14 protein-coding genes are annotated in these 16,379 nt (G+C 61.6%); 6 read left to right on the forward strand and 8 right to left on the reverse strand.

All coding sequences use genetic code 11. The annotated features are described in order from the left end of the window. Nucleotides 1-11: 11 nt before the first annotated feature. Nucleotides 12-665, forward strand: a complete 654-nt coding sequence (locus DBR46_RS04985) for an HAD family phosphatase (RefSeq protein WP_124525256.1) — start codon at nucleotides 12-14, stop codon at nucleotides 663-665. Nucleotides 666-809: 144 nt separating this feature from the next. Here the strand turns inward: DBR46_RS04985 and DBR46_RS04990 are convergent, their stop codons facing one another. Continuing rightward, on the reverse strand, nucleotides 810-1,772 hold the full coding sequence (locus DBR46_RS04990; RefSeq protein WP_124525257.1) for a zinc-binding dehydrogenase: 963 nt from the start codon (nucleotides 1,770-1,772) through the stop codon (nucleotides 810-812). A 138-nt stretch (nucleotides 1,773-1,910) separates the two neighbouring features. Between DBR46_RS04990 and DBR46_RS04995 the strand changes: the two genes are divergently transcribed. Both DBR46_RS04995 and DBR46_RS05000 read left to right on the forward strand, forming a co-directional pair. After that, on the forward strand, nucleotides 1,911-3,992 hold the full coding sequence (locus tag DBR46_RS04995; protein WP_177414000.1) for a carboxy terminal-processing peptidase: 2,082 nt from the start codon (nucleotides 1,911-1,913) through the stop codon (nucleotides 3,990-3,992). Between the two features lie 118 nt (nucleotides 3,993-4,110). Continuing rightward, nucleotides 4,111-5,877: a bifunctional diguanylate cyclase/phosphodiesterase gene (locus tag DBR46_RS05000; protein WP_124525259.1), complete on the forward strand. Its 1,767-nt coding sequence runs from the start codon at nucleotides 4,111-4,113 to the stop codon at nucleotides 5,875-5,877. Here the strand turns inward: DBR46_RS05000 and DBR46_RS05005 are convergent. The 4 genes from DBR46_RS05005 to DBR46_RS05020 all read right to left on the reverse strand — a co-directional run bounded on the left by DBR46_RS05005 (nucleotide 5,874) and on the right by DBR46_RS05020 (nucleotide 8,210). Next, entirely contained in the window at nucleotides 5,874-6,245 is a 372-nt protein-coding gene (locus DBR46_RS05005) for a hypothetical protein (RefSeq protein ID WP_005786715.1), read from the reverse strand. The two genes, DBR46_RS05000 and DBR46_RS05005, sit on opposite strands and share 4 nt — an antisense overlap. Then, entirely contained in the window at nucleotides 6,242-6,583 is a 342-nt protein-coding gene (locus DBR46_RS05010; RefSeq protein WP_124525260.1) for a helix-turn-helix transcriptional regulator, read from the reverse strand. The genes DBR46_RS05005 and DBR46_RS05010 overlap by 4 nt, the downstream gene beginning before the upstream one ends. 93 nt (nucleotides 6,584-6,676) lie before the next feature. Next, nucleotides 6,677-7,135 (reverse strand): YkvA family protein, encoded by a 459-nt coding sequence (locus tag DBR46_RS05015; RefSeq protein WP_017734808.1) that lies wholly within the window; start codon nucleotides 7,133-7,135, stop codon nucleotides 6,677-6,679. A gap of 334 nt (nucleotides 7,136-7,469) precedes the next feature. After that, a complete protein-coding gene (locus DBR46_RS05020) occupies nucleotides 7,470-8,210 on the reverse strand; it encodes an FKBP-type peptidyl-prolyl cis-trans isomerase (protein WP_124525261.1) in 741 nt (246 codons plus the stop codon). 246 nt (nucleotides 8,211-8,456) lie between these two features. Here DBR46_RS05020 and DBR46_RS05025 point away from each other — a divergent pair, with 246 nt between their 5' ends. After that, entirely contained in the window at nucleotides 8,457-10,265 is a 1,809-nt protein-coding gene (locus tag DBR46_RS05025) for a di-heme-cytochrome C peroxidase (protein ID WP_124525262.1), read from the forward strand. Then, complete coding sequence (locus DBR46_RS05030) at nucleotides 10,262-11,428, forward strand: catalase family protein (protein WP_124525263.1); 1,167 nt, start codon at nucleotides 10,262-10,264, stop codon at nucleotides 11,426-11,428. The genes DBR46_RS05025 and DBR46_RS05030 overlap by 4 nt, the downstream gene beginning before the upstream one ends. On the opposite strand, the gene DBR46_RS05035 is transcribed toward DBR46_RS05030, so the two are convergent. Continuing rightward, complete coding sequence (locus DBR46_RS05035) at nucleotides 11,425-12,318, reverse strand: LysR family transcriptional regulator (protein ID WP_124525264.1); 894 nt, start codon at nucleotides 12,316-12,318, stop codon at nucleotides 11,425-11,427. The genes DBR46_RS05030 and DBR46_RS05035 overlap by 4 nt on opposite strands. Before the next feature lie 113 nt (nucleotides 12,319-12,431). Between DBR46_RS05035 and DBR46_RS05040 the strand changes: the two genes are divergently transcribed. Further along, on the forward strand, nucleotides 12,432-13,934 hold the full coding sequence (locus DBR46_RS05040) for an MFS transporter (RefSeq protein ID WP_124525265.1): 1,503 nt from the start codon (nucleotides 12,432-12,434) through the stop codon (nucleotides 13,932-13,934). Between the two features lie 197 nt (nucleotides 13,935-14,131). Here DBR46_RS05040 and DBR46_RS05045 read toward each other — a convergent pair whose 3' ends face one another. Together DBR46_RS05045 and DBR46_RS05050 are read right to left on the reverse strand one after the other, a co-directional pair. Next, entirely contained in the window at nucleotides 14,132-15,403 is a 1,272-nt protein-coding gene (locus DBR46_RS05045) for an MFS transporter (RefSeq protein WP_124525266.1), read from the reverse strand. Nucleotides 15,404-15,409: 6 nt separating this feature from the next. Further along, nucleotides 15,410-16,345: a LysR substrate-binding domain-containing protein gene (locus tag DBR46_RS05050; RefSeq protein WP_124525267.1), complete on the reverse strand. Its 936-nt coding sequence runs from the start codon at nucleotides 16,343-16,345 to the stop codon at nucleotides 15,410-15,412. Between the last annotated feature and the right edge of the window lie 34 nt (nucleotides 16,346-16,379).

The following is a 16,379-nucleotide window of genomic DNA, read 5'->3' on the forward strand; positions in this document are numbered from 1 at the left end:
GAGCATGACGGATGGCATTGGTAATTTTCGATCTGGACGACACCCTTATCCACGGCGACTGCGCCACCCTGTGGAGCGAGCAGATGGGCCGCCTGGGCTGGGTAGACCCGGAGTCGTTCATGCGCAAGAACCATGAGCTGATGGCCGCCTACAGCCGGGGCGAACTCAAGATGGAAGACTTCATGGATTTCAGCCTGGAGCCGATGATCGGCCGCACACCGGCGGAAATCGAACACCTGGTGGAACCGTGGGTCGAGGACGTGATCGAGCCGCTGATCTACAGCGACGCCACCAAGACCATCGCCCGCCATCGGGCCAATGGCGATCGGATCCTGGTGATCTCGGCGTCCGGCGTCCACCTGGTCAAGCCGATCGCGGCGCGGATCGGCATTGATGAAGTGTTGGGGATCGAGCTGGACGTCAGCCATGGCGTGTACAGCGGGCGTACCGTGGGTGTGCTGACTTACCGTGAGGGCAAGATCACGCGCTTGCTGGAATGGTTGGAGCAGGAAGGTGAGACGTTGGAGGGGGCGTATTTCTATTCGGATTCGCGCAATGATCTGCCGTTGTTGTTGAAGGTGGATCATCCGCAGGTGGTGAACCCCGATCCAGTGTTACGTGCCCATGCGGAACAAGCTGGCTGGCCAATCCACCACTGGGTCTGATCACCCCTCCTCTGAATTGAAAACCCAATCAACTGTGGGAGCTGGCTTGCCTGCGATAGCGGTACATCAGTGAAGAATTCTTCATCTGACACACCGCTATCGCAGGCAAGCCAGCTCCCACATTGACCGCATTTCAAGCTGGAATCAGGTCAGGCTTTCATCGATCACCAACACAAGCTTCCCGGAAATCTGATTGGTCGCCAGCTCGGCAAACGCCGCCTCGGCATCCTTGATCGGGAACGTCTTGGCCAATTGCGGGCTCAGGCGTCCTTCAACAAACAACGGCCACACATGCTGGCTCAAGTCACTGAGCAGGTCCGCCTTGAACTGATCACTGCGGCTGCGCAAGGTCGAGCCCAGCAACTGCACGCGCTTGCCGAGCACCTGCGCCAGGTCCAGCTTGGCCTCGCGACCACCCATCAAACCGATCAACACCCAACGGCCGTCCAGGGCCAGCAGCTTGAGGTCCAGCGCCGCATAGTCGCCACCCACCGGGTCGAGGATCACATCGAACGGCCCGAAATCCCGCAGCCCTTCAATCCCATCGGTACGCACCACCCCACCCTGTGCGCCCAGGGCCTCGCAGTAGGCCAGGCGCTCGACCGAGCCCACGCTGACCCAGCACGGGCTGCCAAACGCCTTGCACAGCTGGATCGCCGCCGAGCCCACGCCACTGGCGCCGGCATGCAGCAACACTTTCTCACCGGGCTTGAGGGCCGCGAGCTGGAACAGATTCAGCCACGCCGTGCTGTATACCTCAGGCAACGCCGCCGCTTCGACCAGCGACAAGCCTTCCGGCACCGGCAGCACATGGCGCGCGTCCACCACCACCTCTTCGGCCATGCCGCCGCCGGCCAGCAACGCGCAGACGCGGTCGCCGACTTGCCAGGACGAGCCCGCGCCCACTTCGCTGATCACCCCGGAACACTCCAGGCCCAACACGGCGCTGGCACCCGGAGGTGGCGGATAGAGCCCCGCACGCTGTAATAAATCGGCGCGATTCAGGCCCGCTGCCGCCACACGAATGCGAACTTGGCCTACATCGCAGGTAGGACTGGCTTCTTCCAACCACGCCACGTGACCGTCAACGCCTTGCAATGCTTTCACAGTGCCTCCATAGTGAGTCTGGACTGAGCCCGTAGCTGTATCGCCGGGCTTTTTGCATTATGCGACCGGACCATATGGAACCGGCTCCCTCAAAGACGGCCTAATATGCGTTATCAATTGCCCCCGCGTCGAATCAGCATGAAGCATTTGTTCCCCAGCACCGCACTCGCTCTTTTCATTGGTCTCGGCTTCGCGTCGATGTCGACCAATACGTTCGCAGCCAACAGCTGGGACAACCTTCAGCCGGATCGCGATGAGGTGATTGCCAGCCTTAACGTTGTCGAGTTGCTCAAGCGCCATCACTACAGCAAGCCGCCGCTCGACGACGCACGCTCAGTGATCATCTACGACAGCTACCTCAAGCTGCTGGACCCGTCGCGCAGCTACTTCCTGGCCAGCGATATCGCTGAGTTCGACAAGTGGAAGACGCAGTTCGACGACTTCCTCAAGAGCGGCGACCTGCAGCCCGGCTTCACCATCTACAAGCGTTACCTGGACCGCGTCAAAGCGCGTCTGGACTTCGCCTTGGCCGAGCTGAACAAAGGCGTCGACAAGCTCGACTTCACCGAGAAGGAAACCCTTCTGGTGGACCGCAAGGACGCCCCTTGGCTGACCAGCACCGCCGCCCTCGACGACCTGTGGCGCAAACGCGTCAAGGACGAGGTGCTGCGCCTGAAGATCGCCGGCAAAGAGCCCAAGGCGATCCAGGAACTGCTGACCAAGCGCTACAAGAATCAACTGGCACGCCTGGACCAGACCCGTGCCGAAGATATCTTCCAGGCTTACATCAACACCTTTGCGATGTCCTACGATCCGCACACCAATTATCTGTCGCCAGATAACGCGGAAAATTTCGATATCAATATGAGTCTGTCCCTGGAAGGCATCGGTGCCGTCCTGCAAAGCGACAATGACCAGGTGAAGATCGTGCGCCTGGTGCCGGCAGGTCCGGCGGACAAGACCAAGCAGGTCGCCCCGGCTGACAAGATCATCGGTGTGGCCCAGGCCGACAAAGAGATGGTCGATGTGGTCGGCTGGCGCCTGGACGAAGTGGTCAAGCTGATCCGTGGACCGAAAGGCAGCGTGGTGCGCCTGGAAGTGATTCCGCACACCAATGCGCCCAACGACCAGACCAGCAAGATCGTGTCCATCACCCGTGAAGCGGTGAAGCTCGAAGACCAGGCCGTGCAGAAGAAAGTCCTCAACCTCAAGCAGGATGGCAAGGACTACAAGCTGGGCGTGATTGAGATCCCGGCCTTCTACCTGGACTTCAAGGCCTTCCGCGCTGGCGACCCGGACTACAAGTCCACCACCCGCGACGTGAAGAAAATCCTCACAGAGCTGCAGAAGGAAAAAGTCGACGGCGTGGTCATCGACCTGCGCAACAACGGCGGCGGGTCCCTGCAGGAAGCCACCGAGCTGACCAGCCTGTTTATCGACAAAGGTCCGACCGTGTTGGTACGCAACGCTGACGGCCGTGTCGACGTGCTGGAAGACGAGAACCCAGGCGCCTTCTACAAGGGGCCGATGGCGTTGCTGGTCAACCGCCTCTCGGCGTCGGCTTCGGAGATTTTCGCCGGTGCCATGCAGGACTATCACCGCGCGCTGATCATCGGCGGCCAGACCTTCGGCAAAGGCACCGTGCAGACCATCCAGCCGCTGAACCATGGCGAACTGAAGCTGACACTGGCCAAGTTCTACCGGGTTTCCGGGCAGAGCACCCAGCATCAGGGCGTACTGCCGGACATCGATTTCCCATCGATCATCGACACCAAGGAAATCGGCGAAAGCGCCCTGCCGGAAGCCATGCCGTGGGACACCATCCGCCCGGCAATCAAACCGGCCTCGGACCCGTTCAAACCGTTCCTGGCGCAATTGAAAGCTGACCACGAGACACGCTCCGCCAAGGATGCCGAGTTCGTGTTTATCCGCGACAAGCTGGCCCTGGCCAAGAAGCTGATGGAAGAAAAATCCGTCAGCCTCAACGAAGTGGATCGTCGCAAGCAGCATGCCGACATCGAAAATCAACAGCTGGTGCTGGAAAACGCTCGCCGCAAGGCCAAGGGCGAAGACCCGCTCAAAGAGCTGAAGAAAGAAGATGAAGATGCGCTGCCAACCGAGGCGGACAAAACCAAGCCGGAAGACGACGCCTACATGGCTGAGACTGGCCGGATCCTGCTGGACTACCTGAAAATCACCAAACAGGTGGCCAAGCAGTAAATGATGGCAATTTAATGTGACCGCTCCCCGAGCTGTCATCATATAGACATCATTCTGTCGTGAAATAAAGGACCGCTGGCTTACCGCCCGCGGTCCTTTTTTTTCGATCGAGATCGCCATGACCATGACCGAACAGCTGAATGCATTGGGCTCAATCCTGGCTCAAGGCAGTTTGCACAGCCTGTTCCAACCGATCATCTGCCTGTCCGAACGGCGCATCCTCGGCTATGAAGCCCTCAGCCGCGGCCCGTCCAACAGCCCGCTGCACTCCCCCGTCGCGCTGTTCTCGGTGGCCAGCCAGGCGGGGCGCCTCAGCGAACTGGAAATGGCCTGTCGCGAAAGCGCGTGCCGGCGCTTCAACGAACAGAAGCTGCCGGGCATGCTGTTCCTCAATGTCTCGCCGGAATCCTTGATGGAGACCGCGCACCAGCCGGGGCGCACCCTGCAATTGCTGCGCGACTACGGCATTGCGCCAAGCCAGGTAGTGATCGAACTCACCGAACAAACCCCTACCGACGATTTCGACCTGCTGCAAACCGCGTTGCATCACTACCGCAACATGGGTTTTTCGATTGCCCTGGATGACCTCGGCGCCGGTTATTCCAGCCTGCGCTTGTGGTCGGAGCTGCGCCCGGATTACGTAAAGATTGACCGGCACTTTATCGACGGCATTCATCAGGATGCACTCAAGCGCGAGTTTGTCGGCTCGATCCTGCAAATCGCCAAGGCCTCACGCGCCCAGGTGATTGCCGAAGGTATCGAGTTGCCGGAGGAACTGGCGGTGTTGACCGAGATGGGCGTGGACCTGGTGCAAGGCTATCTGCTCTGTCGTCCCCAGGAACATCCGCCGCAGGAAGCGCGCTTGATGCTGCCCAAGCCCGACAGTGCCAACGTCGCCCTGAACGACGAAGGCAGCGACCTCAGCGCCCTGCTCAACGAACAACCGGCGGTAGACCAGGACACCGCCACCGCCCAGGTCCTGGAAGCGTTCCGCCGCCAGGCCAACCTCAACTCCCTGGCGGTGCTGGACGGGCGCGGCCACCCGGTGGGCATCGTCCACCGGCATTCGCTGTCGGATGCGCTGCTCAAGCCGTTCGCCACCGACCTGTTTGCGCGCAAGCCCATCAGCCGATTGATGAGCAATGATTTTCTCGCGGTAGAGTTGAGCCAGTCGCTGCAACAGGTCAGCCGCCTGCTCACCAGCCGCGCGCGGCAACGTATCGAAGAAGACTTCATCATCACCCTCAATGGCGACTACCTGGGCCTTGGCCGGGTGATCGACGTACTCAAGCTGATCACTGAGCTGAAAATCCAGCAGGCGCGCTACGCCAACCCGCTGACCTTGCTGCCCGGTAACGTGCCGATCCAGCAGTGCCTGACGCGGCTGCTGCAACAGCAGCGGGAATCGGTGATTTGCTACGTGGATATCGACAGCTTCAAGCCATTCAACGATATCTACGGCTACGGGCGTGGGGATGAGGTGTTGTTGTGCCTGGCACAGTGCCTGAACGATCGGGTTGATCCCAGCCGCGACTTTGTCGGGCATATCGGTGGCGATGATTTTTTGCTGGTGTTGGGGCCGCAGGATTGGCGCAAGCGCCTCAATCAGCTGCTGGATGACTTCCACACCCAATGTCGGCGTTTCTACCGCGCCGAGCACCTTGACGCTGGCTGCTTCGTGGCATTGAACCGCCAGGGCGTGCGCCAGGAGTTTGCGTTGCTGTCACTCTCCATCGGCGTCGTGCATTTGTATCCACAAGCCTGTGGACAACTCGATGCCAGCCAGTTGGCAGAGTTGGCGTCGCAGGCCAAGCACCATGCCAAGGACGTGGCCGGCTACAGCATCCACGTAATCGACAGCATGGAGGCAGTGCCGCAGGTTTAGGCCTCGGCCGATTCCGGGTACTCGTACTCGAACACCCGCACCACCTCCGACGCGTGCCAGGACGCGGCGGCCACGCCGTCGGACGGCCCGCTGAAGCGCCCCAGGCGCTCCACGCATTCAAAAAAGCCGGTGCGCGGCAGGCGGCTGGCGCCCTGGCTGATCACCAGGGAACTGCGCAACGGCTGCTCGGCCTTGGCGTCCAGCGCCGCGAGGTGTTCCAGCGCGGCGGCCAGGGTTTGCATGGCCGGCGTGGGGAACTGCAAGCGCTCCAGCAACGCGCGGTACGTCAGCAGATGGCGCTGGCGGCGCGCCTGGTCCAGCTCGTTGAGCAACCCATCCCAATGTTGACGGCTGATACGTAGGCTCAAGACTCATCCCTCCAACCTGCAACGCCCAATTCCCAGGCCAGGCTGCGGCGGATCGCGGCATCCGGCTGGCGTTCACCACTTTCGATCAATCCAAGGTACGACGGGCTGATGCCCACGGTGCGGGCCAGCGTCTCAATCGCCAGGCCCTTGGCTTCGCGCAAGCCGCGCAGGTCTGCGAGCGGGCGCAAGTCCTGGGCCGGTGCGGCTTGGGCAGGAGAAACAGGAGAAGGTGTTGCGGGCTGTTGCTGACCGGCAGCTTTTAGCAGCGCCTGGTACTGATCCCATGGCAACACCGCGTATTCGGGTGCGCCATCGCGTGAAATTATCTGAATATCCATGACTGCCCCGTAGGATAACTGCACTTACTTAGTAAGCTCTTTCCTTAGGAGTGTAATCCTAACAGTCACAAAGGTCGTAGGGGGATATAACCATCATTGGTTTTTTTGCGGGTTTTCCCTGGCCAGCAGCGCAGGCGTCGCAGGCAGTCGCTCAACCACCGCGAGCTTTTCCGGGCGCTGCGCCTCACGCCAGGCACGAAAGGCGCTCAGTTCGCCGTCCAGGGTCTTCATGACCCATGCCAGCACGGCGATGTCGTCAAGCATGCCAAACATCGGGATAAAGTCCGGGATCGCATCGATCGGACTGAGAAAATACATCAGCCCCGCCACCACCGAGATCAGCGCCTTCGGGCTGATGGCCCGGTATTCGCCGCGCCAGTAAGCCAGGCACAGGGCCTGGAGTAACTTGAGATCATCCTTGAGCTTGCCCAGACGGTTGCCCTGGCTTGAGCCCTTGGCGGCGACCGCGAAGAGCAGCGTAGGCAAACGCCCACGGCCCAGCAGACGTGCGGCCATGGGCAGGAAGCGGGTGAAATTGAAGGGTGGTTTCATCGGTCACTCCAGTTCCAGGCGAACAGAAATGTTATCCACACAAATTGTGGATAACCTTGTGAACAGAGCCTGTTTTGCAGGCTGAAACGCCCGTACTACAAGGCTTTCAGTCAGATCGGGCATTTTTTGCGCACATAAAAAAAACCCAATATTTCATTGACTTGGTGTTGCTGTACGACTACCCACACCGGGACGTTATATCAGACTGTTGCCCGCTACAGACGTTCGCTCGGATCTGTGGGAGCTGGCTTGCCTGCTTCCACACATACAACTCTGCAAGGTCCACAAACAACAACGCCCCGTCGAGACGGGGCGTTGTGTGTTCAGGCGCCGATTACTTCTTGGCGGCTGGTGCCTCAGGAGCTTCAGGGGCTTCAGCCTTGGCTGGGTCCTTGATGGCCAGCAGTTCCAGGTCGAAAACCAGCACGGAGTTGGCTGGAATCGCCGGGCTCGGGCTCTGCTCGCCGTAGGCCAGGTCGGAAGGAATGTACAGCTCGACCTTCTCGCCCACGTGCATCAGTTGCAGACCTTCGACCCAACCCGGGATCACACCGCTGACCGGCAGGTCGATCGGGCTACCGCGATCCACGGAGCTGTCAAAGGTGGTGCCGTTGGTGAGCTTGCCGGTGTAGTGAACAGTCACCACGTCAGTCGGCTTAGGCTGTGCGCCGTCGGCTTTCTTGGTGATCTTGTACTGCAGACCGGAAGCGGTGGTGACGACGCCGTCTTTCTTGGCGTTGTCTTCGAGGAACTTCTTGCCGGCGGTTGCCGACTCCTGGCTCATCTTGGTCATGCGTTCTTCAGCACGCTTTTGCAGTGCGGCGAACGCTTCAACCAGTTCGTCGTCTTTGAGCTTCTGCTCTTTCTTGCCGACGGCGTCTTCGATGCCTTGGGCTACTGCCTTGGAGTCCAGGTCATCCATGCCTTCTTGGGCAAGGCTCTTGCCCATGTTCAGGCCGATGCCGTAGGAAGCTTTCTGCGCCGGGGTTTTCAGCTCTACGCTGGTCTGCGAATCACAACCCGCAAGTACCAGGCTAACCAGGGCCACCGCCGCCGCCAACCGATGCTGTTTCATGCTATTTCCTTGTTCATGCGCCAAAAGGGCATTCGAATAAAGTCGCGAGCTTATCAGGCGGCCACGACCAATGGCTACCGGCATGTGAGCCACAAACTTACGATAAGTTCACGTGTTTAAACGCATTTTCATTCATGATAAGGGCCCGCGAAGGATCGCGGGACCGCCTGTTCCGGGCTCATGGCCACTTGCCGCACCTGTGGCGTAGTGGCATAACAACGCGACAACTCGACAAGGATAGTTATCTTGCGCATTTTTTCCCGTGTTTTACTGCTGATTCTCGCGGCACTGGGGCTGGTCCTGGCCGTGGTGCTCTATTACATCGTCAACCCCAAGCTGCCGGACTACGTGGCCGTGCAGCAGGTGCACTATGGCGATCAATGGAGTGCCGCCGACCGCCAGACTTATTACTTCACCCCCCAGGGCACCCAGGTCAAAGGCCTGCACTACGACTGGTTCACCGCCCTCGAACTGCCGTTTTCCGAGCAGCGTTTCGCCACGCCCGAGTACCTGGCGCGCTTCGGCTTCCTGGTGGACCCCAAGCAAGTCGCCACCGCGCAAAACCCCGGCAACCTGCCAGTGGGTTTCGCCCGCCACAAGAACGCTGGCAACAGTGCCGAATACCTGGACATCACCTGCGCCGCCTGCCACACCGGCGAGCTGCATTTCAAAGGCCAGGCCCTGCGCATCGATGGCGGTTCGGCCCAGCATGTGCTGCCGTCCAGCGTACCGACCCTGCGCGGTGGCAGCTTCGGCCAGGCCCTCGTCGCCAGCCTTACCGCCACCTATTACAACCCGTGGAAATTCGAGCGCTTCGCCCGCCAGGTCTTGGGCGAGCGCTACGACGCCGAGCACAGCCAACTGCGCCAGGACTTCAAGCAGTCGCTGAACACCTTCCTCAAAGTCGCCTGGAACGACACCCACCGCGGCCTCTACCCCACCCAGGAAGGCCCCGGCCGTACCGACGCGTTCGGCCGCATCGCCAACGCCAGCTTCGGCGACGCGATTTCCCCGGATAACTATCGCATCGCCAACGCACCGGTGGACTACCCACAACTGTGGGATATCTGGACCTTCGACTGGGTGCAATGGAACGGTTCAGCCCAGCAACCCATGGCACGAAATATCGGCGAAGCCCTCGGCGTCGGTGCCACCCTGAGCTTCTTCGACAGCGCCGGCCAACCCCTGCAAGGCGATGCGCGCTACCCGTCCAGCGTACGCGTGCGCGACCTCAACCTGATCGAAGAAACCCTGCAACGCCTCAAGCCACCGGCTTGGCCCGAAGACCTGTTCGGCGCGGTGGACAAGCCCCTCGCTGCCCAAGGCCGCGCACTCTTCACCGAAAACTGCGCCGGCTGCCACGTCCCCGCCGTCACCCAGGAAAACGGCCGCCCGGTGCAGCAACTGAAAATGCTCCCGGTGGACTACATCGGCACCGACCCCGGCACCGCCAACAACATCGCCGACCAACGCTACGACCTCAGCGCCCTGCAATGGGACCCGGCCGAACTGGCCCAGCTGAATGTGCAACTGCACCCCACGCCGACCGAACCCCTGGACCTGAAAAAAATGTCCGTGGCCAAGGGCCTGGCCTACGTCACCGCATTCGTCGAAGAGCACGCCTACCGCGCTGCCGGCGTCACTCCGGCGGAACGCCCACGCCTGGACGGCTACGGTCTGCCCATCGGCGTACGCGAACTGCGTGCCTACAAGGCCCGACCGCTGGCCGGCGTGTGGGCCACGCCGCCGTTCCTGCACAACGGTTCGGTGCCGACGATCTACCAATTGCTATCGCCCCAGGACGAACGCAGCACCACCTTCTTTAAAGGCACCTTCGACTACGACCCGCGCCACCTGGGCTTTCAGACCGGCGCGTTCAAGAACGCCTTCCTGTTCGATACCAAAATCACCGGCAACCACAACAGCGGCCACGAATTCCGTGCCGGCCAACGTGGCAATGGCGTTATCGGCCGTGGCTTGCAGCCACAGGAACGCTGGGCGCTGCTGGAATACCTCAAAGTGCTGGGCGGCCCGCTGGAGCAACAACTGCCATGATGATTCGATCCCCCTACGACCGCCCTTCCCTGCTCGCGCGCCTGTGGCTGCGCATCGGCGCGTTTCTCGGCAAGACGCTCCTGTGGCTGGTGGGCCTCGGCCTGCTCGGCTGGCTCGGCGCCACCGCCTGGTACGCCTGGCAACACAGTGGCCCGGTGTCGCCGGATGAACAGATTCCGGCAGGCGAAGCCGCCATGACCCAAGGCATCATCCAGACCGCCGTGCGCATCGTTGACCAGCACCGTGAAGGCACGCGCTACCTGCGCGATGCCCACGCCAAGGCCCATGGCTGCGTAAAGGCCGAAGTCAGCGTGCTGACGGACCTCGACCCGACGCTGCGCCAAGGTGTGTTCGCCGAGCCGGGCAAAACCTGGCAGGCGACGATGCGCTTGTCCAACGGCAACGCCTACCCGCAGTTCGACAGCATTCGCGATGCGCGCGGCATGGCCCTCAAGCTGCTGGATGTGCCGGGCAAGCAACTGCTGGCCGACCAGCAAAGCCGCAGCGAACAGGACTTCGTGATGTTCAGCCACCCGAACTTTTTCGTCAGCGATGTAGCCGAGTACGCGCAGAACATCGGCGCCCAGGCGGATGGCAAAAAGGTGCTGGCGTTCTTCCCCAAGGTCGACCCGCGCAGTTGGCAAGTGCGGCACCTGTTTATCGCCCTGGCCACCCTGGCGCCGGCTCCGGCCAGCCCGACGCAGACCACGTACTTTTCCGTCTCGCCCTACAAGTTCGGCGCGGCGAATGCCAAGTTCCGTGTCGCACCCGATCCGCAGAACTGCCCGCAATACGTGCTGCCGAAACAGAACCAGGACCTGCCGAACTTCCTGCGCAGCGCGTTGAATCAGCAACTGTCCACCGACCGCGTCGCGGCCTGTTTTGTGTTGCAGATCCAGCGGCAGAACCCGCAGAAATTCATGCCGATCGAAGACACCAGCATCGAGTGGAAAGAGAGCGATGCGCCCTACGAAACCGTGGCGAAAATTCGCATCCCGGCGCAGGACTTCGACACCCCCGAGCAGAACCTGGCGTGTGACAACCAGTCCTTCAACCCGTGGTTCGGCATTGCGCAGCACCGCCCCATCGGCGGTATCAACCGGTTGCGCAAAGCGGTGTACGAGGCTGTCAGCGATTACCGCCACAGCCGCAACGCACCTTAATTCGAGGGGAACAGGCGCTCGGCAATAAAGTCCACGAACACGCGGATTTTCGGCGACAGGTGACGGCTGGACGGCCACAACGCCCAGAACTGTCCCTGATCGCTGCACTGCTCATCCAACACGCTGTGCAGGCGCCCCTGGGCCAAGGCCTCACGGGCGAGAAAGTCCGGGACAAAGGCAATGCCGTGCCCATCGACGGCGGCCATGAGCATGGCTTCCATATTGTTCAGGGTCATTGCGGTGGGCAGGCTTAGCCCGGTGAATGCGGGGTCGGCGGCCAGGGTCCAGTCCATGATTTTGCCGGTGGTGGCAAACCGGTAACGCAGGCAGGCGTGGTGTTCCAGATCCTTCACCACCAACGGCCGGCCATGGCGCTGGAAATACGCCGGCGACGCACATAGCAAAAACCTGAACGGCCCCAACCGGCGCGCCATCAACTTCGAATCCGCCAGGCCGCCGCTGCGGATCGCCACATCGATGCCCTCCTCGATCACATCCACCAGTAGGTCGTTGAAATCCAGCTCCAGCTCAACCTCCGGGTAAGCGCTGCGGAACGCCGCCATGTGCGGCATAAGGAAGCGATAACCAATGGTGGGCAAACTCACCCGCAGCTTGCCACGGGGTTGCTGGACCACATGGGAGAGCATGGCCTGCGCGTCCTGCAAGTCGTCGAGGATTTTGCGACAGCGCTCGTAAAACAATTGCCCCTCCGCCGTCAGGCTGACTTTGCGCGTGCTGCGCTGCAGCAACCGCACATTCAGCGACGCTTCCAGCTTGGCGACGTTTTTACCGACTGCCGACGCGGAAATCCCCAGGCTCCGCGCCGCCGCGACAAAACTGAGGGCCTCTGCCGTTTTAACGAAGGAAATCACACCACCCAGGCTGTCCATTGATCCATTACGTCCTTTTTGTCCGCTATCAGTGGAAGGTAAGCCTGTTTATCTACGATTGCATCCTGAATAGATTAATCAGGACTTCAACTGGACGATAAAGGACGGATGCCATGCACCCCCATCGCTACACCATCCTCGCGGCGATTTGCCTCGCCGCACTGGTCTTGCCGATGAGTTTTACCGGCGGCGCCGTGGCCACGCCGTTCATTGGCCGGGCCTTTGACGCCACACCCACTGAACTGACGTGGATCACCAATGCGTTCATGCTCAGTTTCGGCAGCCTGCTGATGGCCGCAGGCACCCTCGCCGACCGCTATGGGCGCAAGCGTTTGTTCATTGGAGGCATAGGCTTGTTTGCCGGCGTCTCCCTGTTGCTGGCGGTAGCGCCCAGCGTCTTCTGGCTGGACCTGCTGCGCGGCGCCCAAGGCATCGCCGCTGCTGCCGCCTTGGCCGGCGGCACGGCCGCGCTGGCGCAGGAGTTCGACGGCCATGCGCGCACGCGGGCGTTCAGCCTGCTGGGCACCACGTTTGGCGTCGGCCTGGCGTTCGGGCCGCTGCTGGCGGGCGTGTTGATCGAATGGATGGGCTGGCGCGGGATCTTTCTGTTTACCGCGCTGCTGGCGCTGGTGTCCCTGGTGTTTGCCGTGCCGAACCTGCGCGAAAGCCGCAATCCGCACGCCCAGCATCTGGATATACCCGGTGTACTGGCGTTCTCGGCTTTGTTGATCGCTTTCACCAGCGCCGTGATCCTCGCCCCGGGGCGCGGCTGGAACGCGCCGTTGATCCAGGCATTGCTCGTTGTGTCGGTGGCGCTCGCCGGGGTGTTTGCCTGGGTAGAAACACGCGCCAAACAGCCGATGCTGGAGCTGCGGTTGTTGCGTTTTCCGCGCTTTGTCGGCGTGCAGATCCTGCCAATCGGCACCTGCTACTGCTTTATCGTGTTGGTGGTGCTGCTGCCGATCCGCTTTATCGGCGTCGAAGGCCTCAATGCGTTCGACGCGGGGCTGCGCATGCTTGCCCTGTCAGCCCCCATGCTGCTGGTACCGATGCTGGCGGCGTCGTTGACCCGCTGGGTGTCGGCCGGTCGCCTGTGCACCGTAGGATTTTTGCTCGCCGCCGCTGGCCTTTATCGGTTGAGCACCCTCCCCGCCGACGCACACGGTCAACTGATCGCCGCCCTGCTGCTGATCGGCTTGGGCACGGCGGTGCCGTGGGGCTTGATGGATGGCCTGTCGATCAGCGTGGTACCCAAGGAACAAGCGGGCATGGCGGCGGGGATTTTCAACACCACCCGCGTGGCCGGCGAAGGCGTGGCGCTGGCGATTACCGTGGCGGTATTGAGCACACTGGTGGCCCATCACTTGAGCCTCGACAGCAGCCTGGCGCCGGAAGCACTGTCACGGGTGGCGCAACATCTGGTCATGGGTGATCTGCAACAGACGGGGCAAATTCCCACAGCGACACTGCGCGCAGCCTACACCGCCGGGTTCAATACCTTGCTGCAAGTGCTGGCCGTGTTCACCGCGCTGACGGCAGTGATCGTCTATCTCTTCCTCGGACGCCAACAGCCTGAACCGCGTAAAGACTGCGTAACAATGAACCCGGCGCCGTAAGGATTGCGTCGCCTCTATTGAGGCGCTTTCATCGCACCTCTACGGTGAACACCTACTCCATCACGTAGGAATTCACCGTGGAAAGTTCAACCCTCGGCATGCTCGTACTGACCCTGATCGCCGTCTTCGGCACCGCCGCCTTTTGCTTCGAGCACCTGGCCACGCGCCAGCCGCGCAAGAAAAAAGCCAAGTAGCCGTCAGGCTTTGGTATCGGGCACCGGTTCGCTGATCACCAGTTCCTCGGGGATCTCATCCACCCGTGGGTCCAGCACGGCCCCCATCGGATGTTCAGGCATGGCCACGTGATGTAACGGCGCGCCTTCGACGAGGTATTCGCCGGTGACTTTTTTCGGCTGCACCCGCCAGATCAATAGCAGCGCGCAGGCCGAGAACAGCATGTAGAACGCGCCATGGCCGTAGCTGTTCATCAACGCACCGCTGAGCATTGGCCCCAGGCTGGCACCGATGCCATGGGTGGCGAGCATCATCGCGCTCAACGGCACACGCCGCGGTTGTTCGACGTTGTCATTGGCCAGCGCCACCGCCAACGGGTAGAGGGTGAACAGCAGCAAGCCGCTGAGAAAACCGAACACCAGCAGCAGTGCATAGGGCAGTTGCACCAGGCCCCAGAGTGGAATCACCACCAATCCCAAGGCCAGGGCGCAAGCGCGAATCAAGCGCGAGCGATCAATGCGGTCCGACAGCCAGCCGATGGGCCACTGGCCGCACAGCCCGGCAAAAATCGACACCGCGACAAAGGTACTCGCCTCAGCGGTGCTCAAGCCGTTGCGCGTGGCGAACACCGGGGCCAGCGCATAGAACGCGCCGACCATCAGGCCAGTGACAAACACCGTGGTCAGCGCCTGGGGTACCCGTCGCCAGAAAAACCCCACTTCCAGCGGCGCCGCCACCAGCTTGGCCGGGTGCAGGCGCTTGGTCATGGTCACCGGCAACAGGCACGCGGCGAAGCAGATTGCGACGATGATCAGCGGCTTGAAATCCAGCTCCGGGCGCCAGATCAACACGCCCTGCCCCAGCATCAGGCCCAGCGACACCGCCACCATGTAACCGGCGAACACCGCGCCGCGCTGGTTGTTTTCCGCCTGCTCGTTGAGCCAGCTTTCGATGACCATGTACTGGTTCATCATCACCAGGCCCATGACAAAACGCAGGGCCAGCCAGAATTCCAGCTGTTCGAACAACACATGCAGCAACACGATGATGGTGGCGACGCCGGCGCACGCCACATACGAACGCACATGCCCGACCCCGGCAATCATGCGGTGGCCAAACTTGGCGCCACACACCATGCCGCCGTAATACGCCGCCGTAAGCGCACCGATCCAGACCTCGTTGATGCCCTCGCTGCTCAGGCGCAGGCCGATAAAGCTGAAAAACAGGCCGTTGCCGGTGAGCATCAGAATGGTCGCGCTGTACAGCGCGGGAAAGGTCAGGAAAGTCAGGTTCATGATGGCTCAGAGAGGGTTGTTCAGGCGGCTGGCATGGGCCAGCAACCATTGGCGAAAACTGCGCGCCGCCGAGGGCGGGTTGCGGTGATGGGGTTGCATCAGGTGCAGGCGGCCACGGCTGTGCATGGTGTGGGGCAAGGCCATTTGCAGGCGCCCAGCGTCCAACTCGCCGGCGAGCAGGCTCTTCCAGCCGAGGGCCACGCCGTGGCCCATCACCGCCGACTGCATCAAGAGTTGATAGCTGTTGGTACGCAGCGCATGACGCGGGGTGTGATAGTGGGCGTCGGCGTCGGCGAACCAGTCGGTCCAGGTCAGCCAGTCGTGGTAGTGGTCTTCCACAATCAGCAATGTGTGGCCGTGCAGCAGGTGTTGCACGTCGTGAATCGGGCCGTGGCGCTCTATATAAGCCGGGCTGCACACGGTGATGACCTGTTCGTTGTCGAACACCGGCGACAGCTCCAGGCCGTGGGGCGCGGGCAGTTCGTCGAGGTGGTAGAACAGGCCCAGGTCATATTCGCTGACATCCAGGTGGCTAGGGCTTTCGCTGCACAGGATGCGGATGTCCAGGTCCGGGTGTTCGCGCTGGAACGCCGGCAACAAGCCGGCCAGCCAGATTGAGCTGATGGTCGGCGTGCTGGCCAGGGTCAACTGGCGGTCGGCACCGCGCCGGCGCAACTCGGCGGATTCACGGTCGAGTTCGCGCAACAGGCGCTGGATCGTACGGAAGTAACGCACCCCGGCCGGCGTGAGGCTAAGGCCCTGGGCCAGGCGATAAAACAGCGGGCGGGCGAGGTCTTCTTCCAGGCGTTTGACCTGGCGGCTGACCGCGCTTTGGGTCAGGTTCAGTTCATGGGCGGCCTGGGTAAAGCTCAAATGCCGGGCGGCCGCTTCGAAGGTCTGCAAGCAATTGAGCGGAGGAAGATCGACGTTTCGGCGCGACATGAAAGATTCCAATGGCAGAGTCAGGCCCGGGTTG

The sequence above is a fragment of the Pseudomonas sp. KBW05 genome, from assembly GCF_003852405.1.
GTDB lineage: Bacteria > Pseudomonadota > Gammaproteobacteria > Pseudomonadales > Pseudomonadaceae > Aquipseudomonas.